Origin of the sequence: Aeromicrobium sp., assembly GCF_037719875.1 — a bacterium.
Taxonomy (GTDB): domain Bacteria; phylum Actinomycetota; class Actinomycetes; order Propionibacteriales; family Nocardioidaceae; genus Aeromicrobium.
In genome coordinates, this window is sequence record NZ_JBBJMJ010000023.1 from 17,223 (window position 1) to 40,526 (window position 23,304).

Annotated in this window: 23 protein-coding genes; 10 read left to right on the forward strand and 13 right to left on the reverse strand. The window is 67.9% G+C overall.

The genetic code is table 11. The features are described 5' to 3' along the window. Positions 1-119: 119 nt before the first annotated feature. From dapE to WKF39_RS15545, 3 genes are all read right to left on the reverse strand, one after another. Complete coding sequence (dapE, locus tag WKF39_RS15535) at positions 120-1,196, reverse strand: succinyl-diaminopimelate desuccinylase (protein ID WP_340390051.1); 1,077 nt, start codon at positions 1,194-1,196, stop codon at positions 120-122. 42 nt (positions 1,197-1,238) lie between these two features. After that, on the reverse strand, positions 1,239-1,910 hold the full coding sequence (locus tag WKF39_RS15540) for a VOC family protein (RefSeq protein ID WP_340390053.1): 672 nt from the start codon (positions 1,908-1,910) through the stop codon (positions 1,239-1,241). Positions 1,911-1,993: 83 nt separating this feature from the next. Beyond that, positions 1,994-3,154: an acyl-CoA dehydrogenase family protein gene (locus WKF39_RS15545; protein WP_340390055.1), complete on the reverse strand. Its 1,161-nt coding sequence runs from the start codon at positions 3,152-3,154 to the stop codon at positions 1,994-1,996. Between the two features lie 94 nt (positions 3,155-3,248). Between WKF39_RS15545 and WKF39_RS15550 the strand changes: the two genes are divergently transcribed. Both WKF39_RS15550 and WKF39_RS15555 read left to right on the forward strand, forming a co-directional pair. Then, positions 3,249-3,842 carry a hypothetical protein gene (locus tag WKF39_RS15550; RefSeq protein WP_340390057.1) on the forward strand — a complete coding sequence of 198 codons (594 nt, stop codon included), beginning with the start codon at positions 3,249-3,251 and terminating at the stop codon, positions 3,840-3,842. 10 nt (positions 3,843-3,852) lie between these two features. After that, positions 3,853-4,467 (forward strand): pyridoxamine 5'-phosphate oxidase family protein, encoded by a 615-nt coding sequence (locus tag WKF39_RS15555; protein ID WP_340390059.1) that lies wholly within the window; start codon positions 3,853-3,855, stop codon positions 4,465-4,467. Between the two features lie 143 nt (positions 4,468-4,610). Here WKF39_RS15555 and purE read toward each other — a convergent pair whose 3' ends face one another. The 5 genes from purE to WKF39_RS15580 form a co-directional block, all read right to left on the reverse strand. Continuing rightward, positions 4,611-5,123 (reverse strand): 5-(carboxyamino)imidazole ribonucleotide mutase, encoded by a 513-nt coding sequence (gene purE / locus WKF39_RS15560; protein ID WP_340390061.1) that lies wholly within the window; start codon positions 5,121-5,123, stop codon positions 4,611-4,613. After that, the gene (locus WKF39_RS15565; protein WP_340390063.1) at positions 5,120-6,244 is read right to left on the reverse strand and encodes a 5-(carboxyamino)imidazole ribonucleotide synthase; all 1,125 of its coding nucleotides are present in this window, start codon (positions 6,242-6,244) and stop codon (positions 5,120-5,122) included. The genes purE and WKF39_RS15565 overlap by 4 nt, the downstream gene beginning before the upstream one ends. A 9-nt stretch (positions 6,245-6,253) precedes the next feature. Then, entirely contained in the window at positions 6,254-7,243 is a 990-nt protein-coding gene (locus WKF39_RS15570) for an adenylate/guanylate cyclase domain-containing protein (RefSeq protein ID WP_340390065.1), read from the reverse strand. Continuing rightward, a complete protein-coding gene (locus tag WKF39_RS15575; protein WP_340390067.1) occupies positions 7,230-7,742 on the reverse strand; it encodes a PH domain-containing protein in 513 nt (170 codons plus the stop codon). Before WKF39_RS15575 ends, WKF39_RS15570 begins: the two co-directional genes overlap by 14 nt. Before the next feature lie 95 nt (positions 7,743-7,837). Continuing rightward, positions 7,838-8,647 carry a biotin--[acetyl-CoA-carboxylase] ligase gene (locus WKF39_RS15580; RefSeq protein WP_340390069.1) on the reverse strand — a complete coding sequence of 270 codons (810 nt, stop codon included), beginning with the start codon at positions 8,645-8,647 and terminating at the stop codon, positions 7,838-7,840. Between the two features lie 51 nt (positions 8,648-8,698). Between WKF39_RS15580 and WKF39_RS15585 the strand changes: the two genes are divergently transcribed. From WKF39_RS15585 to WKF39_RS15610, 6 genes are all read left to right on the forward strand, one after another. Continuing rightward, entirely contained in the window at positions 8,699-10,291 is a 1,593-nt protein-coding gene (locus WKF39_RS15585) for an acyl-CoA carboxylase subunit beta (RefSeq protein WP_340390071.1), read from the forward strand. Then, positions 10,288-10,533: an acyl-CoA carboxylase subunit epsilon gene (locus WKF39_RS15590; protein WP_340390073.1), complete on the forward strand. Its 246-nt coding sequence runs from the start codon at positions 10,288-10,290 to the stop codon at positions 10,531-10,533. The genes WKF39_RS15585 and WKF39_RS15590 overlap by 4 nt, the downstream gene beginning before the upstream one ends. A gap of 2 nt (positions 10,534-10,535) precedes the next feature. Further along, a complete protein-coding gene (locus tag WKF39_RS15595; protein WP_340390075.1) occupies positions 10,536-11,207 on the forward strand; it encodes a hypothetical protein in 672 nt (223 codons plus the stop codon). Beyond that, complete coding sequence (locus WKF39_RS15600) at positions 11,204-11,797, forward strand: nucleoside triphosphate pyrophosphatase (protein WP_340390077.1); 594 nt, start codon at positions 11,204-11,206, stop codon at positions 11,795-11,797. The genes WKF39_RS15595 and WKF39_RS15600 overlap by 4 nt, the downstream gene beginning before the upstream one ends. A gap of 44 nt (positions 11,798-11,841) precedes the next feature. Next, entirely contained in the window at positions 11,842-12,063 is a 222-nt protein-coding gene (locus WKF39_RS15605) for a hypothetical protein (protein WP_340390079.1), read from the forward strand. Positions 12,064-12,146: 83 nt separating this feature from the next. After that, on the forward strand, positions 12,147-13,319 hold the full coding sequence (locus tag WKF39_RS15610) for a DUF222 domain-containing protein (protein WP_340390081.1): 1,173 nt from the start codon (positions 12,147-12,149) through the stop codon (positions 13,317-13,319). Positions 13,320-13,328: 9 nt separating this feature from the next. Here WKF39_RS15610 and WKF39_RS15615 read toward each other — a convergent pair whose 3' ends face one another. Further along, positions 13,329-14,510 carry an acyl-CoA dehydrogenase family protein gene (locus WKF39_RS15615; protein ID WP_340390083.1) on the reverse strand — a complete coding sequence of 394 codons (1,182 nt, stop codon included), beginning with the start codon at positions 14,508-14,510 and terminating at the stop codon, positions 13,329-13,331. A gap of 126 nt (positions 14,511-14,636) precedes the next feature. Here WKF39_RS15615 and WKF39_RS15620 point away from each other — a divergent pair, with 126 nt between their 5' ends. Continuing rightward, entirely contained in the window at positions 14,637-16,415 is a 1,779-nt protein-coding gene (locus tag WKF39_RS15620; RefSeq protein ID WP_340390095.1) for a biotin carboxylase N-terminal domain-containing protein, read from the forward strand. 16 nt (positions 16,416-16,431) lie between these two features. Here WKF39_RS15620 and WKF39_RS15625 read toward each other — a convergent pair whose 3' ends face one another. The 4 genes from WKF39_RS15625 to WKF39_RS15640 all read right to left on the reverse strand — a co-directional run bounded on the left by WKF39_RS15625 (position 16,432) and on the right by WKF39_RS15640 (position 22,392). After that, positions 16,432-16,806 (reverse strand): hypothetical protein, encoded by a 375-nt coding sequence (locus tag WKF39_RS15625; RefSeq protein ID WP_340390084.1) that lies wholly within the window; start codon positions 16,804-16,806, stop codon positions 16,432-16,434. A gap of 41 nt (positions 16,807-16,847) precedes the next feature. Then, positions 16,848-18,497, reverse strand: a complete 1,650-nt coding sequence (locus WKF39_RS15630; protein WP_340390086.1) for an N-acetylmuramoyl-L-alanine amidase — start codon at positions 18,495-18,497, stop codon at positions 16,848-16,850. A gap of 33 nt (positions 18,498-18,530) precedes the next feature. After that, positions 18,531-20,864 carry a SpoIID/LytB domain-containing protein gene (locus tag WKF39_RS15635; protein ID WP_340390088.1) on the reverse strand — a complete coding sequence of 778 codons (2,334 nt, stop codon included), beginning with the start codon at positions 20,862-20,864 and terminating at the stop codon, positions 18,531-18,533. A 157-nt stretch (positions 20,865-21,021) separates the two neighbouring features. Continuing rightward, a complete protein-coding gene (locus tag WKF39_RS15640; RefSeq protein ID WP_340390090.1) occupies positions 21,022-22,392 on the reverse strand; it encodes an NAD(P)H-quinone dehydrogenase in 1,371 nt (456 codons plus the stop codon). Between the two features lie 74 nt (positions 22,393-22,466). Between WKF39_RS15640 and WKF39_RS15645 the strand changes: the two genes are divergently transcribed. Further along, the gene (locus WKF39_RS15645) at positions 22,467-23,258 is read left to right on the forward strand and encodes a purine-nucleoside phosphorylase (RefSeq protein ID WP_340390093.1); all 792 of its coding nucleotides are present in this window, start codon (positions 22,467-22,469) and stop codon (positions 23,256-23,258) included. Positions 23,259-23,304: the final 46 nt, after the last annotated feature.

Sequence of the window (23,304 nt, forward strand, 5' to 3'; positions counted from 1 at the left end):
CCCACATAAGCGCACCAAAACTCCCTCGCTGACGCTCGGTCATGTGGTCTCCCCCGTGAGAAGCAAAGAATACGGAGAAGCCCACATAAGCGCCCCACGACTCCCTCGCTGACGCTCGGTCATGTGGTCAGCCATTCGGTGAGTCGGTCGTGAACCCGGTGCAGGTGCTCGACGGGCACCTGCTCGTCGGCCTTGTGGGCGAAGATCGGATCTCCGGGTCCGTAGTTGACGGCGGGGACGCCCAGAACCGTGAACAGGGCCACGTCGGTCCAGCCGAACTTGGGGTGCACCTCGCCACCAACGGCTTCGACGAACGCCGCCGCTGCCGGGTGCGAGAGACCTGGCAGCGCTCCCGGGGCCGAGTCGGTCACGGTGAGCCCGAAGCCCTCGAAGGTCTCCTGCAGGTGCTGGTGCGCCTGCTCCTCGTTCCGATCGGGGGCGAAGCGATAGTTGACCGTCAGGACGGCCTCGTCGGGGACGACGTTGCCTGAGACGCCACCGCGGATCGCCACGGCATTGAGACCCTCGCGATAGGTCAGGCCGTCAATGGCGACCTGGCGCGGGACGTAGGCGTTGAGGCAATCCAGCACTGGCGCCAGCGCGTGGATCGCGTTGTGACCCATCCAGGCCCGGGCTGTGTGGGCGCGCTCACCGGCAGTACGGATGTCGACCCGCATCGTGCCTTGGCAGCCGGCCTCGACGCCGGCATTGGACGGCTCCATCAGGATCGCGAAGTCCCCGGCGATCAGCTCGGGGCGCTCGCGGGCGAGCCGGCCCAGGCCGTTGTGCTCTGCGGCGATCTCCTCACCCTCATAGAACACATAGGTCACGTCGCGGACCGGCTCAGGCACGCTGGCGGCCACCCTGAGTGCGATCGCCACGCCGCCCTTCATGTCGCACGAGCCCAACCCGTGGAGGATGTCACCCTCCAGGCGCGACGGCAGGTTGCCGTTGGCGGGGACGGTGTCGAGGTGCCCGGCGATCACGACCCGCTCAGGACGTCCCAGCGACGTACGGGCGACGATCGTGTGTCCATCGCGTGTGACGTCGAGGTGCGGCAGCGCACTCAGCGCGGCCTCGACCGCATCGGCGATGACCAGCTCGTCGAGGCTTTCGGAGGCGATGTCGACGATGGCCGCGGTCAGGGTGACGACGTCGGCAGTCAGATCGAGGTGGAGCGGTTGATCAGAGGGCACGGGATCATTCCACCACGCGACGCTGCGAGCGCTGGCCCGCGCTCACGGGAAGACGCAGAACTCGTTGCCCTCCGGGTCAGCCATCACGGTCCACTGCCGGTCGCCCTCGGGCTCGCTCAGCACCGTCGCGCCGGCGTCGACGAGATCGGCGACGGCCGCACCGTCGAGGAGCCGCACGTCCCAGTGGATGCGATTCTTGACCGTCTTGGGCTCGGGCACCGGCACAAAGTCGAACGACTCGAGCGTGGAACCGGGGATCGCGTCGAGGTGGGAGTAGCCGGACTCGTCGTGGGTCAGGTCACCCCCCATGACCTCGGTCCACCACCGGGAGATCGCGACGTGGTCGACGGCGTCGATCACGACGTCCTTGAGCGTATGGCTAGGCGGCTCGTCATAGGTGAACACGCAGAACTCTCCACCCTCGGGATCAGCGAACGTGGTCCACGGGAACTCACCCTCGCCAGTCAGCCGCTCCAGGCCGGCAAACGGCTCGAGCGAGGCAGCTCGCACGTCGAGGTGCACCCGATTCTTGACGGTCTTGGCCTCGGGCACGAGATTGACCCAGATCTCCTCACCGGGCCCGCTGCCGCGCAGGACCGCGTCTCCATCGTCGAGCTGCTCGACCGCATAGCCGAGTGAGTTGGCCCAGAAGCCCTGCACAGTTGAGACGTCGGCTGCGTCGATGCACAGCGCCTTGTAGGTCACGAGAGGCATGCCCCAAGGCTAGTCGGGCCGACTGACACCGCGAGCCGTCGCGTGACTGCGGTGGACCCGCGCCGTGAATCCGGGGAGCCGGCTCAGAGCGTGCTCTGCACCCCCGACAGCAGCTGGCGGGCCATCACGACGCGCTGCACCTGGTTGGTGCCTTCGTAGATCTGGGTGATCTTCGCATCGCGCATCATCCGCTCGACCGGATAGTCGCGCGTGAAGCCATAGCCGCCGAGCAGCTGAACGGCATCCGTGGTGACCTGCATCGCAGTGTCGGAGGCGAACGCCTTGGCGGCCGCACCGAAGAAGGTCAGATCTTTGTCGCCGCGTTCGGAGCGGCCCGCGGCGGCGTAGGTCAGCTGGCGAGCGGCCTCGACCTTCATGCCCATGTCGGCGAGCATGAACTGCAGGCCCTGGAAGTCGGAGATCTTCTTGCCGAACTGCTTGCGCTCCTGGACATACCCGATCGCATAGTCGAGGGCACCCTGCGCGACGCCTACGGCCTGCGCGGCGATCGTGACCCGGGTGTGGTCGAGCGTCTTCATCGCCGTGGCGAATCCAGTGCCCTCCCTGCCGATGATGCGGTCGCCGGGGATGCGGACGTTGTCGAGATAGACCTCGCGGGTGGGCGAACCCTTGATGCCGAGCTTCCGCTCGGGTGCGCCGAACGAGACCCCGGCATCGGACTTCTCGACGACGAACGCCGAGATCCCCTTCGTACGCCTGTCGGGATCGGTGACCGCGAGCACGGTGTAGAACTCCGATTCGCCGGCGTTGGATATCCAGCGCTTGACGCCGTTCAACACCCAGTCGTCGCCGGCCCGTACGGCCTTGGTCTTCTGGTTGGCCGCGTCACTGCCGGCGTCCGGTTCGGAGAGGCAGTAGGAGAATCCCTCGCCGTCAGCGAGCCGCGAGAGATAGGTCTTCTTGATCTGCTCGTCGCCGCCGATCATGACCGGGAGCGATCCGAGCTTGTTGACCGCCGGGATGAGTGAGCTCGACACACAGACCCGGGCGATCTCTTCGATCACCAGGACGGTGGCGAGCGCGTCTGCGCCGGCGCCCCCATATTCCTCCGGGACATGCGGAGCGTGGAAGTCCGAGGCCAGCAAGGCCTCGGCCGCCTCGTGCGGCCAGCGCGCGGCTTCATCGACATCCGCGGCGAACGGCGCAATCTTGGCCTCAGCGACGGCACGGACTGCCTCACGAATGGCTTGGTGCTCCTCGGAGAGAGCGAACTGGTCTGACACCTGGACTCCCGATAGTAGGACGACCTATTAATCCTATCGCCAAGCCGACTCACCCCTGACCAATCCTTTCGTGGCATCGGACACACTTGGCGACATGACAAGCGCATTCACCGGCCACATCGCCGGGCTGGGGACGGACTCCGGCGTGCGCATCGTCGTCGGCGCCTGGGATGAGAGCCCCTTCGGCCCGTTCGCCGATGTCATGATCGAGCGCGCCGATGGTCACCGAATCCTCGTGGCGCCCCGCAGCAGCATCGCCCACTTCGTCGCGTCGACCTATTCGTTCGACGAGGTCCGCATCGAGCCGGTGTCGGTCGAGCAGGGCGAGGAGTGGTCGGTGCACACGCGGTCGATACAGCTCCGGTTCACGCCGGGCGGCCGCCTGTGGGTGGCCCCACTTCTCGGTCTGGTCCCGGCTCCGCTGCGTCGCAGCGCGTCGTGGGCCAGGGTCTGCAATCCGGTCGCCGGCCGATTCATGCCGGGCGTCCAGACCTACGGATCGGCCGGCCTGGGTCGGACCGAGTGGTATGCCGCGCGGGACGTCCGCCACGTCGTCGGGGCGCGGGCGACGTGGGAGGGCCAGGAGCTGGGCGAGCTCGCGCCGGTCACGCCGCCCGTACGTTTCGGGTTCGCATCGGCCCCGGCGCAGCCGACCCTCACGGCGCTGACGTCGTACGTGCGCGAGTAGATTCGGTCGCATGCGCACCGAGATCACGACCGAGGCCGAGTTGCGCGCGCTGCTCGGCCAACCCCTGCAGCGAAGCATCGACAAGGATCGGCACACCTTGCTCCCCGAGCACCGTGCCTGGCTGGCCGCCTCACCGTTCTGCCTCGTCGCGACCTCCGGCACCGACGGGACGTGCGACGTCTCGCCCAAGGGCGACCCCGCCGGATTCGTCCACGTCATCGACGAGATGACTCTCGCGATCCCGGAGCGCCCGGGCAACAAGCGAGCCGACGGTTTTGCCAATCTCCTGCAGAATCCGCACGTCGGTCTGATCTTCCTCGTGCCGCGTCGCACCGACACGTTGCGGATCAACGGGCGAGCCACCCTCCTGGCGGATGCGCCATACGCCGACCGGATGGAGGTCAAGGGCCACCGGCCTCAGGTGATCCTCGAGGTCACCGTCGAGCAGATCTTCTTCCACTGCGCCAAGGCGTTCCTGCGCTCCAAGCTGTGGGACCCCGAATCCTGGGCGCCCAACTCCCTGCCGAGTCGGGCCCAGATCGCCCAGAGCCTCGAGCGTCCCGACGACACCCTCGAGGAGCTCGAGGCCCACTACGGCAAGGTCTACTCCGCCGGGCTCTACTGACCCCGACGGTTTACCACGGTCCCTGGGCAAGCGTCGTAAGCCCCACAGAGATTGTCCTCGGGCGGACGACCGTTGCCCTGGGCGGATGACAGTTGCCTTGGGAAGACGAACGGCTTGCGTAGGGACCGTGGTAAACCACGGGGTCAGCGGAAGCCGGTGCCACCCGACGGATTGCGGACCTTGTCGCCCTTGGCGCGGGCAGAGTCGGCAAGGTCTGACTGGAATGAGAGCATCTTGTCGGTCAGCGCGGCGTCACCGGTCGCCAGGATCCGTATGGCCAGCAGCCCCGCGTTGCGGGCGTTGCCGATCGAGACCGTGGCCACCGGCACCCCGGCCGGCATCTGCACGATCGACAACAATGAATCCATGCCGTCGAGGTGCTTGAGCGCCACCGGCACCCCGATGACAGGCAGCGGCGTCACGGCGGCGAGCATGCCCGGCAGGTGTGCTGCTCCCCCGGCACCAGCGATGATCACCTCGATGCCACGCCCGTGGGCGCCGCGGCCATAGGCCAGCATCTCGTCGGGCATGCGGTGCGCCGAGACCACGTCGGCCTCGTAGGCGATGCCGAACTCGCTCAGAGCAGTCGCTGCGGCCTCCATCGTCGGCCAGTCGGAGTCCGAGCCCATCACGATGCCGACGCGGGGTGTGCTCATGGGCTGACTCCATCTGTGAAGAGTGCTGCTGCGTGACGCGCCCGGGCGAGCACGTCGTCGAGATCATGGCCGTACGCCGTCACGTGGCCGACCTTGCGACCGGACTTGACGGGCTTGCCGTAGAGGTGGACCTTGACGCCGGGCGCATCCGCGAGCACGACGGCGCGCTGCGCCTGGAGATCCTCAACGGCGCCGCCGAGGATGTTGACCATCACGGTCCACGGTGCCCGCGCGGCGGTCGAGCCGAGAGGCAGGTCGAGCACGGCTCGCAGATGATTCTCGAACTGGCTGGTGTCCGCGCCGTCGATCGACCAGTGGCCCGTGTTGTGCGGCCGCATCGCCAGCTCGTTGACCAGCAACCGGCCGTCTGCCGTCTCGAACAGCTCGACCGCGAGGATCCCGGTCACATCCAGCTCGGACGCGATGCGCTCGGCGATCGCCCGCGCCTCGGCATCGAGCCGTGGATCGAGGTCGGGAGCCGGCGCGACGACCTCGGCACACACACCGCCGGCCTGCCGGGACTCGACCACGGGATAGGCGCGCACCTCACCGGACGGCGAGCGGGCAACGAGTGCCGACAGCTCCCGGCGGAAGTCGACGAGCTCCTCGGCCAGCAGCGCCCGGCCCGTCGCAAAGGCCTCGTCGGCGTCGGCCGCCGAGCGTACGACCCACACCCCCTTGCCGTCGTAGCCACCGCGGGTCGTCTTGAGGACCGCCGGATAGCCGAAGGTGTCGAGATCCTCCGGCGACGAGATCGCCGCGTGGCGCGGGCAGGGGACACCGAGTGACCCGAGGCGCGCCCTCATGTCGCCCTTGTCCTGCGCATACAGCAGCGCATGTGGGCCCGGTCGACACGCATGGCCCTCAGCCTCGAGGGTGCGAAGGTGCTCGGGGGGGACGTGCTCGTGGTCGAACGTGACCACAGGAACATCGGCGACGACTGACCGCAGGGTGTCGAGGTCGGTGTGGTCACCCACCAGGTGATCGGGGATGACCTGCGCGGCTGACACGTCGGGCGCCTCGGCGAGGAGCCGGATGTGGATGCCCAGCCCGATCGCAGCCTGCTGCATCATCCGGGCCAGCTGGCCTCCGCCGATGACCGCGAGCTGGGGTGAGGGCACGTCCCCAGCCTATCGGGACCGGAAGCCGCGGCGTTCGCTCACCGTGATCGGCGAGACATTGCCGAAGCCCCGCAGCGGCCGAGGAGGCAGGGTCCGGGTGTCGAACTCATCGCCGAGGGTCGCCGCGGTTGCCGCGTCGATCAGCACCCGGTTGCTGCGGGCCACGTGCGAGAGCCGGGCGGCCAGGTTGACCGGCGGCCCGAAGACATCGCCGAGTCGGCTGATCGCCGATCCGGTCGCCATACCCACCCGTATGTCAGGCATGTCGTCGCGCGAGGCGATCTGGCCGACCAGGTCGAGCGCCGTTCGGGTGCCCTGCTGGGGATCCAACGTCACGAACAGGACAGCATCGCCGAGTGTCTTGATGACCCGGCCGCCATGCGCCGTGACGATGTCGGTGCACCGGGTCTCGAAGTTCTCCACCAGCGTGCCGAGCGTCGAGTCGTCGAGCTCGTTCGACAACGAGGTGAACCGGGAGAGGTCGGCGAAGCCAACCGTCAGGACGGTCGACAGCAGCTCGCGGTCAGCAGCACCCAGCGCCTCCATGCGTGCGGCCGCCGCGGCCAAGTGGCGCCGCCAGGCGTAGATCATGAGCTGCTCGAACCCGGGCGCAGCGTCCGTGGCCAGGCCGATCGCTGCCTCCAGGCGGCTCTCAGACTTGCCGCCCTCGACGTCGTGCTCGACCTGATCGACGAGCGTCGAGACCTGCCAGTCTGCGAGGCGCGACATCGTCGTACCGAGGGCACGGGCCAAGCGGTAGATCGTCTCCTCGTCGAGCTGGCCGGCCTCGATCGCGGCCGAGACGTTCGCCACCGCGCCTACGTCGGAGTCACCGTAGGCAACGGCCTCGCCGGTGTCGGGGAAGCCGAGGGCCCGCCACAGACGTTGTCCGTCCTCAAGGCTCAGCCCGCCCTTGTCCACAACCTCTGAGCTGGTGAGGGTCAGCTCTCCCCCGAGGATCAGGTGGACGAGCTCTTCGCGGAGCTCAGACCGATTCATCACTCGCCGTCTTGTCGTGCTTCTCGAAGACCAGGTTCGTCACGGTGCGGTGAAATGCCTCGATGTGAGGGATGTCCTTGAGCTCGAGCCCGGACTGCTCGCTGGCGTCGTGGATGATCAGCGTGCCGCAACCCAGGATGCGGTCGTTGAGGTTCTTTTCGAATGCGACGTCGTTGATGCGGCTCAGCGGGATGATCCGGCCGGTGCGGGTCAGCAGGCCCTTCTGCTCCACGATGCGCTTGTTGGACAACGTGTAGGTCCACGTCAGCCACTTGAGGAACGGGATGACCGAGCCCAGCAGGATCAGCACGACCATCGCGGCGATGACGATCCACCGGGGGACACCGCTGCCGGAGTCGCCGACCTGATTGATCAGGAACCCGCCGACGCCCGCAACGACCAGCAGGATCAGGAACGGGAGGATCAGCACCTTGACGTGGGTGCGGGTCGTGGCAACGATCTGCTCGCCATCGATCATCAGCTTGCGCGACAGGGTCATTTCTTCATCCCCGTCGAAAGACCACCATGCGGTGATGAAGAAATGATCCCTGACCCATGATTCACTCGCTGGCGCTCGCTCATGTCTTGATTTTGTCACGTCACGGGTCGGACGTGGGTGATATCTCCCGCGCTGATGGCCGTACCGTCCACCAACAGACGACCGGAGTCATCGATGCCGCTTGCGTGACCCTCCAGGGATCCGCCGTCCGGCAGGCTCACCCGGACCCGAGTGCCGAGAGTGACGCAGCGCCGGACGTATGCCTCCCGGATGCCCGATCCCGGATCGCCCCCCGATGCCGCCCAGGCCCGGTAGAGCGCTTCCAGGTTGCGCAGGAATCCACGCAGGACGATCGTCCGGTCTGTCTCGGTCGCACCTTCGAGCGCCAGCGAGGTCGCCGTCTCGACCGGCAGCTCGTCGCGCCGCAATGACACATTGAGGCCGACACCGATGATCGCAGCCGAGCCGAGCGGGGTGTCGACGCGTTCGAGCAGGATGCCGGCAAGCTTGCGGCCGTCGACGAGCACGTCATTGGGCCACTTGAGCCCCGATGCGACGCCACACTCCTTCACGGTGGCGTCGACCGCGAGCCCCACCAGGAGCGGAAGCCACACCCAACGCCCCGCCGGCACCGAGGTGGGCCGAAGCAGGACCGAGACGATGACGCCGGAGCCGACCGGCGACTCCCACCCGCGATCGAGCCGGCCGCGGCCAGCCGTCTGCAGATCGGTCGTGTGCACCGTCCCCTCCGGAGCGCCTGCACGTGCGGCATCTGCGACGTCGGCGTTGGTGCTGCCGGTCTCGGAGGTCACCACGACGTCGGTCCAGAACCGGTCCGGGCCGGTCAGCGCCGCACGCAGCACAGCGGCATCGAGGGGAGGACGGTCCAGGTCGCGGTAGGCCATGAGAACAGCCTCACATACCGGCCAGCACGGCCGATCGTTACGCTGACCCCCGTGAGCGAACAAGAGATCGAAGAGAACCCAGAGCTTCATACGACTGCGGGCAAGCTGGCCGACTTCCAGCAACGCCACAAGGAAGCGACGGTCGACATGGCCGAGCGCGCGGCCGAGAAGCAGCACGCGAAGGGGCGCCAGAGCGCCCGCGAGCGGGTCGAGCAGCTCCTCGACGAGGGCTCGTTCGTCGAGCTTGACGCCCTGGCCCGCCACCGCAGCACCGCATTCGGTCTGGAGAAGAACCGGCCGCTCGGCGATGGCGTCATCACCGGATACGGCACGATCGACGGCCGTCAGGTGTGCATCTTCAGCCAGGACTTCTCGATCTTCGGCGGCAGCCTCGGCCAGGTCTACGGCGAGAAGATCACCAAGGTCATGGACCTGGCGATCAAGTCCGGTTGCCCCATCATCGGCATCAACGAAGGCGCCGGCGCCCGCATCCAGGAAGGCGTCGTGTCGCTGGGTCTCTATGGCGAGATCTTCAAGCGCAACGTGCACGCCTCGGGTGTCATCCCGCAGATCTCGCTGATCATGGGCACCAACGCTGGTGGGCACGTCTACTCCCCCGCCGTGACGGACTTCGTCGTGATGGTCGACAAGACCTCCAACATGTTCATCACAGGCCCCGACATCATCAAGACCGTCACCGGCGAGGACGTCTCGATGGAGGACCTCGGCGGCGCGCGCACCCACAACACCAAGAGCGGCAACGCGCACTACATGGCCGCCGACGAGGAGGACGCCCTCGAGTACGTCAAGGCGCTCATCTCCTACCTCCCGCAGAACAACATGGAGGAGCCTGAGCCCTACGACGAGGTCGCGGACCTCGAGCCGAACGAGGTTGATCTCGCCCTCGACACCCTGATCCCCGACTCGGCCAACCAGCCGTACGACATGCACACCGTGATCGAGTCGATCGTCGACGACGGCGACTTCCTCGAGGTCATGCCGCTGTTCGCACCCAACATCCTGATCGGCTACGGCCGCGTCGAGGGCCGCAGCGTCGGCGTCGTCGCCAACCAGCCGATGCAGCTCGCAGGGTGCCTCGACATCGACGCGTCGGAAAAGGCGGCGCGGTTCGTGCGCACCTGCGACGCGTTCAACATCCCGGTCCTCACCTTCGTCGATGTTCCCGGTTTCCTGCCCGGCACGGGCCAGGAGTGGGACGGCATCATCCGCCGCGGCGCCAAGCTGATCTATGCCTACGCCGAGGCGACCGTCCCGCTCGTCACGGTCATCACCCGCAAGGCGTATGGCGGCGCCTACGACGTCATGGGCTCCAAGCACCTGGGTGCCGACATCAACATCGCGTGGCCGTCGGCGCAGATCGCCGTCGTCGGCGCCTCCGGGGCGGTGGGCATCCTCTACCGCAAGGAGATCGCCGCGGCCGACGACCCCGACGCCCGCCGCGCCGAGCTGATGACCGAGTACGAGGACACGCTCTGCAACCCCTACCTCGCGGCCGAGCGCGGCTACATCGACGCCGTCATCGAGCCCTCGCAGACTCGGGCCGAGGTCGTCAAGGCGTTGCGCCTGCTCAAGACCAAGCGCGAGACGCTGCCGCCCAAGAAGCACGGGAACATCCCGCTGTGACCGACGCGACGGACGAGCAGCCGGGGCACCAGCCGGTCCTGCGGGTCGTCAAGGGTGACCTGACCCCGGAGGAGCTTGCCGCACTCGTCGCTGTCGTTGCGGCCCGCAACGCTGCCGCGGCCCACGCCGCAGCCCGCACCCGGCCCCAGATCCGCTCGCAGTGGGGCCACCCCGCCCGCATGGCGCGCGCCCCGCACCGCTTCGGGCCCGACCAGTGGCGCCGATCGGCCTTCGGCGGCTGACGGTGACCCTGCGCCCGCTGTCCGACCTGTCGGCCGCCGACTGGTTCGTCGCGGACGAGGCGCCGCTGATCCTGCGGTCGAGCCTCGGGCCATCCGGCTTCGAGGCATACGCCCGGGTGCTCCACCAGGAGATCAGTCCGGGGCACGGCGACCGCGCAGAGGGACACCTCGATGACTCCTCCCTGCGGACCCTCGGTGAAGTCCTCACCCGGCACACCACGACCGCCGGCGCCTGCCACTTCGCCCTGTGGGAGGGCTACGGCGACATCCACGGTGGCGATCCCGCCCGGTTCCTCACTGCTTTCACGGGTCCCCCGCGCTGGCCGGGTCGCATCTTCACCAAGGAGAAGCCGCCACCGCCAGTGCCCCCGGCGTTCCCCGAGCACGTCATGAACGGCCCGCTCCTGCGGGTCAATGACCAGGACTACTTCCTGTTCGCCGGCCCACTGGGCGAGGCGGGCAGATGGGGGGCGGCGAGCTACGGGCACGGCATTCCGCGCGATCTCAACAGCCCCAATCTGATGTGGCCGGCCGACCAGGCGTGGTTCGTGACGACCAGCATCGAGAGCACCTGGACGGGAGTCGGTGGGTCGACCGAGCTGGTCGAGGCGCTGCTGCACGAGCCCGGGCTCGAGGTCGTACGGGCACGCTACGACGAGAGATCGCTGCGGTGAGGGTCGTCCTCGCCTCGGCCTCGCCGGCCCGGCTCGCGACGCTGAGGGCCGCTGGCGTCGACCCCGAGGTCATCGTGTCGGGCGTCGATGAGGACCGGATCACCTCGACCGACGCCGCCAACCTCGCCGCGGCCCTGGCACAGATGAAGTGCCGCGCCGTCGCGGCCCTGATCGAGGACGACGCGCTGATCATCGGCTGCGACTCGGTCCTCGCGTTCGAGGGCGAGACCTTCGGCAAGCCGGCCGGGCCGGTCGAGGCAGCCGGCCGGTGGCGGCGCATGCGCGGCAGAAGCGGGGTGCTGCACACCGGCCACTGCGTACGCCGTGGAGACCAAGAGTTCGTCGAGACCGCGTCGACCGTCGTGCACTTCGCCGCGATCAGCGACGCCGAGATCGACGCCTACGTCGCCACGGGTGAGCCACTCGCGGTCGCCGGGGCATTCACGATCGACGGCCTCGGGGGTGCGTTCGTCACCGGGATCGAGGGCGACCACCACAACGTCGTGGGGCTCTCGTTGCCACTGCTTCGAGAGCTCGTGGGGGACCTCGGGATCGCCTGGACCGACCTCTGGCGCAGGGCAAGCGACTGAATCTGTTGGTCTCAGCTGCGAAACAGTGGGACACTGGACGGACGATGGCAACTTCACCGCGGCGACGCCGCTACCACGCTTCCAGTCCCTTCCAGGCCGGTCCGGAGGTCATTGACGAGGTATACGAAGTCGGGGCACGGGTCTCGCACGACACCTTCGGCCTCGGCCGCATCGTGAGCATCCAGGGCACCCAGTCGGCTCAGGTCGACTTCGGTGACGAGGTCAAGCACATACCTCTGCCCTGCGCCAAGATGACGAACCTGTAGGCACGTTTTAGGGACCAAACCTCCCGCTGAAAAGCCTGTGACTGCAGCACAGATGTGTCGGTGGTGGCGGGTAGTTTTGAGGTATGGAAACAGTCGTCGACCCCGGCAATGTGCTCCTTGCGGAGATCGCTGAGCTTGAGGTGCAGCGCGCCAGGGTCGAGGCTCAGGTCGCTGCGAAGATGCTGTTGCTTCAGGACTTGCGCCGGGCCGGGTCCCAGCGTCACGTCGACCCGCGCCGGCGTGATCTGGAGGCGGGCTTCGCCGCCGACGAGCTGGGTGTGGTGTTGCACCTGCCGACCAAGACGGTGCAAGACCGATTGGCGCAGTCGCGTCGGGTCCGCAACCTGCTGCCCCGCACCTGGGAGTCGTTCGTCGCCGGTGAGGTCGACGCCTACCGGATCGGGCTGGTCGCGGCTGCGGCAGCGAAACTGGGTGACAACCACGACCTGATCCATCTGGACCACATCATCGGCGGCTACGCCGCCGCTCACACCCCGGCGCAGCTGCGGGGCAAGTTGAAGAGGTTCGTCGCCCGCTGGGCACCAAACAGTGGGTCGGTGCGGGCCGAGCAGGCGAAGCGGTCAGTGTGGGTGGACCACCAGGACGACGGGATGAGTTTCCTTCACGCCTACCTCCCCACCACGGACGCCCTCCGCATCGACGCGATGCTGAACGACAGGGCCCGGGCAGTCTCCGATGACCGGACCTTCGACCAGCGCCGCGCCGACGAGCTCGTCGGCCAGCTACTCGGACACATTGAGGGCCGGCCGACCAGCAGCCGTGCGGTCATCGGTGTCACCGTCCCCGTCACCACGTTGGCGGGACTGGACGACCAGCCCGGGGAGTCCTTCGACGGCAGCTTCGCGCTGCCGGCTGACCTGGTCCGTGACCTCGCCACCGAACCGGGGACCCTGTTCCACCGGGTCATCACCGACCCGCTGGGCCGGATCCTGGACGTGACCGAGCTGGAGCGCTTCCCCTCGGCCAAGCTCGGCACCGCCATCGACATCCGGGACGGCACCTGCCGCTTCGCAACGTGTAGCCGCCCCGCAATGCAATGCGACGCCGACCATCAGATCCCCCACCCCCGCGGACCCACCACTGGCACCAACCTCCGCGCCCTCTGCCGGCGACACCACCGCATGAAGACTGCACGGGTCGCCGAGCCGACCGACCTCGCGATGCGCACCCGCACAGGCTCACGCAGGGAAGCCGAGCTCGCGCACTTCACCCTGAAGTTCGGCTACGCCGCCTGATCGCTCGACCTATTCCACCGGCAGGCCCAGGCCGCGCGCGATGAGCATGCGCTGGACCTCGGAGGTGCCCTCGCCGATCTCGAGGATCTTGGCGTCGCGATAGAACCGCGCGACCGGGTATTCCTCCATGAAGCCGTAACCGCCGAACACCTGCGTCGCGATGCGGGTCGCGGTGACCGCGGACTCCGAGGTGTAGAGCTTGGCGATCGATGCGGCCTGCTTGAACTCCTTGGTCGGCGCCCCGGCATCCTTCATCGCGGCCGCTTGATAGGTCAGCGCACGTCCGGCCTGCGCCATGACGGCGAGGTCGGAGATCTGGAAAGCCACACCCTGCTTGGAGCCGATCGGCACACCGAACGTCGTGCGCTCTCCGGCGTACTGCACGCACAGGTCGAGGCACGCCTGGATGCAACCCACTGCCAGCGCCGCGATCGCGACTCGGCCGTCGTCGAGCGTGGCGAGGAACTGGGCATAGCCACGCCCCCGATCACCGAGCAGGTGGTCCTCGGGGACCCTTGCGTCGACGAAGGACAGCGGGTGGGTGTCGGAGATGTGCCAGCCGAGCTTGTCGTAGGCCGGCTCGACGACGAAGCCCGGCGTGCCGGCCGGGATCACGATCGTCGATATCTCGGGCCGGCCAGCCGCTCCGGACGGATCGGTACGCGTGCCGGTGCGAGCCGTCACGGTCACGAGCGAGGTGATCTCGGTGCCGGAGTTCGAGATGAACTGCTTGGAGCCGTTGACGACCCACTCGGCGCCGTCAAGCTCAGCCCGCGTACGGGTCGCGCTGGCGTCGGACCCGGCGCCCGGTTCGGTGAGGCCGAACCCCGCGAGCGCCTGCCCAGCGACGAGATCGGGCAGCCAGCGCTCCTTTTGCTCCTGCGTGCCATAGGCCAGGATCGGCGTGATGCCCAGCCCGACTCCGGCCTCGAGCGTGATGCCGATCGACTGGTCGACCCGGCCGAGCTCCTCGATCGCGACGCACAGGCTGGTGAAGTCACCGCCGGCACCCCCGAACTCCTCGGGCGCGGTGAGTCCGAAGAGGCCGAGCCGGCCCATCTTCTGCACGACATCGACCGGGAAGTGGTGGTCCTTGTCCCACTGCGCGACGTGGGGCGCGACCTCTGCCTCCGCGAACTCTCGGACACTGTGGCGGAAGGTCTCGTGCTCGCGGGACAGGGCAAAAGTCATGCCGCCATGTTAACAACCGTTAACCTGCGGCGACAACGCGATCACGACACGTAACCAACCTCATATGCCTGCAGGGTCGCCGACGCCCTAGACTGCGGCAGGCAGTCGTCTCGGATCGAGGAGAACATTTCAGTGAGCAAGCCCCTGGCCAAGGTCCTGATCGCCAACCGTGGAGAGATCGCGGTGCGGGTGATCCGAGCGTGCAAGGACTCCGGCATCGGCAGTGTCGCGGTCTATGCCGAGCCCGATCGTGACGCCCAGTTCGTACGCCTGGCAGACGAGGCCTTTTCGCTCGAGGGCTCCACGCCCGGCGACTCCTATCTGTCGATCGAGAAGATCCTCGCGGTCGCCGAACGCTCCGGGGCAGACAGCGTGCACCCCGGCTACGGCTTCCTCGCCGAGAACGCCGAATTCGCCCAGGCCGTCATCGACGCCGGGCTCATCTGGATCGGCCCCCCGCCACACGCGATCGAGAACCTCGGCGACAAGGCCAAGGCCAAGCAGCTCGCCCTCAAGGCCGACGCCCCCCTCGCCCCTGGCACCAAGGAGCCGGTCAAGGACGCCGACGAAGTCATCGCGTTCGCCAAGGAGCACGGACTGCCGGTCGCCATCAAGGCGGTCTTCGGCGGCGGCGGTCGCGGCCTGAAGGTCGCGCAGACCCTGGAAGAGATCCCCGAGCAGTACGAGTCGGCCGTTCGCGAGGCCATCAGCGCCTTCGGTCGTGGCGAGTGCCTGGTCGAGAAGTTCCTCGACAAGCCCCGCCACGTCGAGACCCAGTGCCTCGCCGACAGCCACGGAAACGTCGTCGTCATCTCCACACGCGACTGCTCGCTGCAGCGTCGTCACCAAAAGCTCGTCGAGGAGGCGCCCGCGCCCTTCCTGAGCGACGACCAGATCGAGCGCCTCTATTCCTCGTCGAAGGCGATCCTCAAGGAGGCCGGCTACGTCGGCGCCGGCACGTGTGAGTTCCTCGTGGCCGCCGACGGCACGATCAGCTTCCTCGAGGTCAACACCCGTCTGCAGGTCGAGCACCCCGTCTCCGAAGAGGTCACCGGCATCGACCTCGTCCGGGAGATGTTCCGCATCGCAGCCGGCGAAGAGCTCGGATACGACGACCCCGAGGTCCGGGGGCACTCCATCGAGTTCCGCATCAACGCCGAGGATGGCGGCCGCGGTTTCCTGCCGGCCCCCGGAACTTTGACCAAGTGGGAGCCCCCGTCGGGACCCGGTGTCCGCGTCGACGGCGGCTACATCGAGGGCGAGACGATCCCCGGCTCGTTCGACTCCCTCGTCGCCAAGCTCATCGTGTCGGGCACGACCCGGCAGCAGGCGCTCGAGCGCTCACGCCGCGCCCTCGACGAGTTCGTCGTCGACGGCATGCCCACCGTGATCCCGTTCCACCGATCAGTCGTCGACGATCCGGCTTTCGTCGCCGCTGACGGCGACTTCGAGGTGTACACGACCTGGATCGAGACCGACTACGTCAACGAGCTGGAGCCCTACGCCGGCGCCTCCGAGACCGAGGATCCGGCCGAGCGAGAGCGCGTGACGGTCGAGGTCGGTGGCAAGCGGATCGAGGTCGTCCTGCCCGGTGGACTGGGCGCCTCGGCGGTCGCCGCCGGCGGTGCCAAGAAGCCCAAGCGCAAGGGCGGCAAGGCGGCCGGCGCCGCTGCCAGCGGCGACTCACTGACCGCTCCGATGCAGGGCACCGTCGTCAAGGTCACCGCCTCCGAGGGTCAGACCGTCGCCGCGGGCGATCAGGTCGTCGTGGTCGAGGCCATGAAGATGGAGCAGCCGATCAACGCGCACAAGGACGGGGTCATCACCGGCCTCGCGATCGAGGTCGGTGCGACCGTCACGTCCGGTGAGGTCATCGCGACGATCGAGGACGCCGCGTCCGAGTAGCCGACCCGAGCGTCGCTCAGGCGCGCTGGGGCGGTGCGGAGCTGTCGACCTCGCCGTAGGCGATGCCGGCGGCCCAGACGATCAGCGTGACGCCGATCCAGGTGCCGACACCTTCGATCGAGAACCCGCTGGTCGGCACGACCAGGTCGGTCAGCAGCAGGCCGAGCAGCGTCAGCACCAGGCCTCCGAGGATCGTGAAGCCACGGGCAAACTGGTTGACCGTGTTGATCACGACCCCGCGCAGCACGACGGTGAGCGCCGTGAAGAGTGCGACCGCGATGACGAACCAGCCGAACCGGATGTTGAAGGTGTCGAAGATCCAGGCCGCGAAAGCCAGTGAAACGGCGTTGGCGGCTGCCGAGATCGCCACCGACTTGAGAAGAGCGGTCATGCGCTGAGTATCCCAGACGCGACTGCCCCGCCCACCCCGGCTCAGGTCATCGTCACCGTGACGGTTCCGTCTGCCTGCACCGTCATGTACCCGTAGCCGAAATAGGCTCGCGAACGGCCACCGGAGATCGCGACCTGGTTCGACGACGGCGCACCCAGGGCACTGCTCGCCTCACCGAGTGAGGCGTACTTGTCGTACATCGCGCCCCAGATCCCGTATGCCTTGGCGTTGCCACCGCGAACGACCCGGTAGACCGTGCCATGGCCGAATCGCTGGAGGCTGACGACCGATCGCGACGTGGCCTCTGCCTCGCCGGCCGGTGCGCCGAGACTCCCGGTCTGCGAGCCCAGCGTGGCATAGGTCGAGCGATACTCCCCGCCCACGCTGAAGGTGCCGCGTGAGGAGGAGTAGAGGTCGAGATTCAGCAGCCGTGCCTTTCGCCCGCCCCCGTCATTCGTGAAGGCATACTCACCGACCGCCACGGGGCCGGTCCTGGCCGAACCCAGCTCCTGCCAGCGACTCTTGATCGCACTGGCGTAGCTCGCGGTGTAGGCAGAGACCCGATCTCGCAACCCGTCCGCACGACTCAGCCAGGCATACGCGGCCGCACCGGGACATGCAGTGCTCACGACGTTGCGATGCCCCGCGATCCGGTGGAGCTGACGACTCCCCACCGAATATGTCCCGGTCGCCGGGTGGAAGGTCGTGCCGAGCCGCCAGCCGATCAGCTGGACCATGGCGGTCTTGGTCGCCGCGGTGGGTTCCGAGCCCTCAAAGGTGCCCATCATCGAGACACCCATCGTGTAGGTGTTGACGCTCAAGTCACCCGCGTGAGCCCCGCGCACCGCCCGGTCGGTTCCACCGTTGCGGCCCTCGAAGACCTGACCGTACTTGTCGACCAGGAAGTTGTAGCCGATGTCGCACCAGTCGCGACCGTCCATGTGATAAGCCTGCACCGCACGCACGATGGACTTGGAATGGGACGCGGTGTAGGAGTTGGAACCGGCTGTGTGGTGCACCACGATGCCGCGGGTCTCGTTGCCGTGGCGGGGCGAGTCACAAGACGTGTTCCGTCTCGCTCCCCAATCGGAGCGCGAGATGATCGCGGGCCGCGGGGTATAGGTCGGCGAGCCGTCCACGGCCTGGATGGCTGTGCTGTCGGCCGTCGAGTACATCGCGTTGCTCGCAGTGGAGCTCGTCGACTCTGACCTGATCGTTCCCGGGTCGATCGTGGTGACGGACAGGCCCGTAGGGCGCTCGCCGGTCGGGCTCGTGACGCGCACCGAGACTCCGTCCGCGGCTCCGACCCACAGCGGCTCGGTCCCGTCCCGGCCGCCGGCACCCTCGTCGTCGTGGACCTCGAGCTCCTCCCAGTCCGACCATGCGCGGTCCGCCCGGAGACGTACCTGCACCGTCATCCCGGTCGCGTCGAACCCCCGAGTCCAGGTGACTCCCACGAGCCCGAAGTCGTCGGTACGTCGCGCGGGCAGCTCGGCGACCAGATCCGCGGCATCCTCGTCGGCCCGCTCCGCGGACCGGGCCTGTTCATCGCTGACCGCCGGGATGGTCGCCGTCCCGACATCGACCGCCTCGACTGCCGGAGGCGCGACGGTGTCATCGGCATGGGAAACGGCAGGGATCGAGGCCGCCAGCGCAATCGCCGCTATCGATCCCGCTATCAAAGGACGCATGGACACGACCCTAGCTGTCCGGCCGGCGCGGTCCTAGAAGCGGAACCAGTTGGACTTGAGGCCGAATGCCCACCGCGCCGCGTTACCGGTGATCGTCACGGTCTTCTTCGAGCCCACCAGGGTTATCGTGCTGACTCGCCCACCCCAGGCACCATAGCCGTTTCGCTTGGTGACCTTGAGCCGCTTGAGCGTACCGATCGACGGATATGCCCGCTCGATCGTCGAGGCGGCCACCGTCTTGGTCCACGAATGGTGGGGGTTGCCCGACCAGTTGTCGTAGGAGTCGCTCACCGCCTTCAGGTAGGGCTGGCTGCCCGTCGCGGAGAAACCGCCCGAGGATGACGAGAACTGCGTCAACGCCGGCTTCCCCGCATACGTCAGGATCTTGCCTGCGGTCGACCTGACGGCCGTGTCGGTGGTCGCGGTCTCCCGGGACACTCCTCCATAGACCTGGCAGGCTGTCGTGTTGCAGATGTCGTAGTAGCGCGAGCTCGTGATGGCGCGCACCCCGTAGGTCCGCGCGGCGACCGCTTGCGCCTTGAGCGCTTCGGGCATCCAGCTCGCCGGCATCTCGGCCGCGATGACGCCGCGCACGTAGTGCTCGATCGGCACGGCATTGATGGTGTTGCGGCTCGTGGAGCCCACCGACGGCAACGCCGAGCGGAGCGCTCCCCGATACCTCACGGCTGAGTTGTCGGGCAGGATCAGCGAGATCGCCGACGGGCCCTCAAACTGACCGGCGCCGGTCCATCGTGTGTCTCGGAAGCTCCTGAAGCCGCCGGTTGTCATGTACTGCAGGGTCGACTGAGTCTTCCTGGTGGCGACCTGGATGATCCGCCACCGCGTCACGGTCCTGCCGCTCACGGTCGTCGGCAGCTTCACGATCTTCTTCGCTGCGATGTCGCGGAACACCAGGCCGGAGCGGCCGGCCACGATGACCGAGTCGGTGGTGTCCTGTGAGATCAGCACCCTGATGTTGCCGGTCTTGGTCCCGAGCTGGGTGCCGCGGTAGTAGTGCGCCAGGATCCGGTCGTAGGTGACGCCCCGCTTGGCCGCCCCCTGCGCTCCGTACTGGCTCATCCCGATGCCGTGGCCGTAGCCGTGGCCGGCCAGCGGGATCCTGCGCGAGCTCGGAACGGTCAGGTTGTTGTACCCGAAGTCCGCGGACGGGGCCGGGGCCGGGGCCGGGGCCGCAGCAAGCTTCGTCACGACGCGGTCACGCAGTCCGCCGCTCTGGGACAACCACGCGTATGCCTTGGCGCCGGGGCATTCGGTGCTCACGACGTTGCGGTGCCCCGCGATGCGGTTGAGCGTAATGCCGCCGATCGAGTATGTCCCCTTGCCGGCGATCCCATAGTTGTCGAACCGCCAGGCGACCAGATTGACGACGGCAGTCTTCATCGCCGCACTCGGCGTCGTGGAGGCGAACGTGCCCATCAGCGAGACGCCCATCGTCTCCTCATTGACCGTCCCGTTCCCGGAGTGTGCGGCTCGTACGGGCTTGGTCGTGCCGCCGGCGCGGCCCTCGAAGATCTGGCCGTACTTGTCGACCAGGAAGTTGTAGCCGATGTCGCACCACCCGCGACTGCGCTTGTGATAGGCCTGCGTGGCCTTGACGATGCTCGCGGACTGACTCTTGGTGTAGGTGTTGTTGCCGGCCGTGTGGTGGATGACGGCGCCGCGGGTCGTACGCCCATAGATCGGGCTGTCGCACGAGCCTGACGTGCTGGCTCCCCATGTCGCCCGGGAGATGATCGCAGGCCTGCTGACAGCAGCCGTGGACACTGTTGACATCGTGCTGGCCGTGCTCGCGGTCGTCGACACAGACCGCCCTCTCGGGTCGATCGTCGAGAGCGCCAAGCCCTCCGGCCGGGCGTTTGCCGACGAGATCACCCGGACGGCTGCGGCGTCGGCCTTGCCGGTCCACTGTGGCTCGGTGCCGGGAACGCCCTCCTCGGACGCCGGTTCGGTGTGCAGCTCTGTCCACGGCGACCACGTGCGAGCTCCTGAGGCGCCGGCCTCTCGCCAGCGCACCTCGACGACGGTCTGGTCGTCGCGCAGCCCACCGGTCCAAGTCACCCCCAGCATCGCGAACGGACGCAGATCGGTCCGGGTCAGCTCGGCCACGACATGATCGGCGGCGGGCGCCTCGTCATGGCGGGGGGCATGGGGCTTGGGCGTCGCCTGAGTCGGGATCTGCTGCTGACGCACCTCGGCGGGTGCCTGGGGAGCCGCCACGGTGCCCGGCGCCCCACCACTGACCTGTGCGCCATCGGCCGCCGCAGGGGTTGGCACGAGCATCCCGACGGCGAGCAGCGCCGCGATGGAGAAGCCCGAGGTACGTCGACCTGTGTGCCAGGAAAGCATGGGGGGAAGTCCGATCCTGTGACGGGTGTGACTCAAGTGGCGGGTGTGGTTCCCGACCGATTAACCCACAATTTTGCCCAGAGTTCCACCGAAAAATCGCAATCGCGTGAACTACAACTGTGTCATTCCTGCGGTTGCAGTGACTGGGTCGGAAACCTCAGACCAGGCGGTGCAGGCGACGTGCGGCCTCGGCGACCGAGCCGGACAGCGACGGATAGATCGTGAACGCGTCGGCCACCTGGTCGACTGTCAGGGACGCTGAGACCGCGAGCGAGAGCGCATGGATCAGCTCGCTCGCCTTGGGCCCGACCACGACCCCGCCGACCACGATGCCCATGCCTCGGCGCGCGAACAGCTTGACGAAACCGTCGTGCACACCCTGCATCTTGGCCCGCGGATTGGAGGCCAACGGGAGCATCGCGACATCGATCTGCAGGTCGGACTCATCGACCTGATTCTGCGACAGGCCGACCGTGGCGATCTCGGGCGACGTGAAGACATTGCTCGAGACCTTGCCGAGGTCGAGCGGATGCACGGCGTCACCCAGCAGGTGGGACATCGCGATGCGCCCCTGCTGGGCCGCGACCGAGGCCAGCATCAGGACACCCGTGCAGTCACCGGCCGCGTAGACGCCGCTGACGTTGGTGCGGGAGACACGGTCGACGGCGACGAAGCCCGAATCGTTCAGCTTCACCCCCACCGCGTCGAGCCCGAGGCCCTCGGTGTTGGGGATCGAGCCGAGCGCCAACAGGCAGTGCGAGCCGTCGAGCGTACGCCCGTCGGTCAGCGTGACGCGGACACCATCGGACGTACGCTCGACCGAGGCCATCCGCGAGTTGCCCATGACCGTCATGCCGCGGCGGGTGAAGACATTCTCGATCACGTTGGCCGCGTCGACGTCCTCACCGGGCAGCACCCGGTCACGGCTCGAGACCAGCGTCACGGCGGCGCCGAGGCCGTTGTAGGCGCTCGCGAACTCCGCACCCGTGACACCGGACCCCACGACGATCAGGTGCTGGGGAAGGTCCTGCAGGGCATAGACCTGCTCCCACGTCAGGATCCGCTCACCGTCCGGCTGCGCGTCGGGGCTCACGCGGGGGTGCGCCCCGGTCGCGATGAGGATCGCGTCGGTCTCGATGCGGACCTCGCCATCGGCAGTCTCGGCGACGACGACTCCAGCGGCCTCCAGCGTGGCGGTGCCGTCCAGCAGCGTGACGTTGCTCGACGTCAGCCGCTCCGCGATGTCGTCGGACTGGGCCTGCGCCAACGAGAGCACCCGCTCGTTGACCGCCGCGAGGTCGGCGCGGACGGCCTTTGGCACCTGCACGCCGAGCTCTGCTGCCGTGCCGACCTCGGTCAGCAGATCAGACGTCGCGATGAGGGTCTTGCTGGGGACGCAGTCGGTCAGGACCGTCGATCCGCCGAGTCCGTCTCGCTCGATCAGGGTGACCTCCGCACCGAGCCGCGAGGCCACGAGGGCCGCCTCATATCCGCCCGGTCCGCCGCCGACAATCGTCACATGGGTCACCCGACCAGTCTCCCACTGACGCGGAGCGACTCGCCACCGGTCGGGCCCGCATCGACTGTCGTAATGTACGGCAGGTGACTACTCAGGACCTGGCCCGACAGGCTGCCGACGCACTGCGCGAACGTACTGGCGGAGCCGACCACGACATCGCTCTCGTGATGGGTTCGGGGTGGCTCCCGGCGGCCGATGCGCTGGGTGAGGCAGACCATGAGATCCCGCTCGCGGAGCTGCCCGGATTCAGCGCCCCCTCGGTGGCCGGGCACGGTGGCACCGTCCGCTCGGTGACGCTGGGTGACCGGCGGCTCCTGGTCTTCCTGGGGCGCACGCACTACTACGAGGGCAAGGGCGTCGCGGCCGTCGTCCACGGCGTACGCACCGCGGCCGCGGCCGGCGTCAAGACCCTCGTGCTGACCAACGGCTGTGGTGGTCTCGACCCCAGCTGGTCCCCCGGCACGCCCGTCCTGATCAGCGATCACATCAACATGACAGCGACGTCGCCGCTCGAGGGTGCCAACTTCGTCGACCTGACAGACCTCTACTCCTCGCGCCTGCGCGCCCTGTGCAAGGAGGCGGACCCGAGCCTCGATGAGGGCGTCTACGTCCAGGTCACGGGTCCGCACTACGAGACTCCGGCCGAGATCGGCATGGTGCGCGCGATCGGCGGTGACCTCGTCGGCATGTCGACGGCCCTCGAGGCCATCGCCGCCCGGGCCGAGGGCCTCGAGGTCCTGGGCATCTCGCTGGTCACCAACGCAGCGGCTGGCATGACCGGTGAGCCGCTCAACCACGAAGAGGTCCTCGAGGCCGGCCGGGCGGCCGCGACCCGCATGGGTGCCCTCTTCGGTGACGTGCTGCCGAGGATCTGAGAGCAATTGATGTCACGACGCGCGAGCATGAGTGGCTGAGCCAGGA

Excerpts from the sequence above, each read along its gene's own strand:
- WKF39_RS15540 (WP_340390053.1), bottom strand. The coding sequence starts at position 1,910 with ATGCCTCTCGTGACCTACAAGGCGCTGTGCATCGACGCAGCCGACGTC.
- purE (WP_340390061.1), bottom strand. The coding sequence starts at position 5,123 with ATGAGCACACCCCGCGTCGGCATCGTGATGGGCTCGGACTCCGACTGG.
- WKF39_RS15575 (WP_340390067.1), bottom strand. The coding sequence starts at position 7,742 with ATGACCCTGTCGCGCAAGCTGATGATCGATGGCGAGCAGATCGTTGCC.
- WKF39_RS15580 (WP_340390069.1), bottom strand. The coding sequence starts at position 8,647 with ATGGCCTACCGCGACCTGGACCGTCCTCCCCTCGATGCCGCTGTGCTG.
- WKF39_RS15555 (WP_340390059.1), top strand. The coding sequence starts at position 3,853 with ATGCGCACCGAGATCACGACCGAGGCCGAGTTGCGCGCGCTGCTCGGC.
- WKF39_RS15630 (WP_340390086.1), bottom strand. The coding sequence starts at position 18,497 with ATGCGTCCTTTGATAGCGGGATCGATAGCGGCGATTGCGCTGGCGGCC.
- WKF39_RS15550 (WP_340390057.1), top strand. The coding sequence starts at position 3,249 with ATGACAAGCGCATTCACCGGCCACATCGCCGGGCTGGGGACGGACTCC.
- WKF39_RS15615 (WP_340390083.1), bottom strand. The coding sequence starts at position 14,510 with ATGACTTTTGCCCTGTCCCGCGAGCACGAGACCTTCCGCCACAGTGTC.
- WKF39_RS15635 (WP_340390088.1), bottom strand. The coding sequence starts at position 20,864 with ATGCTTTCCTGGCACACAGGTCGACGTACCTCGGGCTTCTCCATCGCG.
- WKF39_RS15610 (WP_340390081.1), top strand. The coding sequence starts at position 12,147 with ATGGAAACAGTCGTCGACCCCGGCAATGTGCTCCTTGCGGAGATCGCT.
- WKF39_RS15605 (WP_340390079.1), top strand. The coding sequence starts at position 11,842 with ATGGCAACTTCACCGCGGCGACGCCGCTACCACGCTTCCAGTCCCTTC.
- WKF39_RS15625 (WP_340390084.1), bottom strand. The coding sequence starts at position 16,806 with ATGACCGCTCTTCTCAAGTCGGTGGCGATCTCGGCAGCCGCCAACGCC.
- WKF39_RS15570 (WP_340390065.1), bottom strand. The coding sequence starts at position 7,243 with ATGAATCGGTCTGAGCTCCGCGAAGAGCTCGTCCACCTGATCCTCGGG.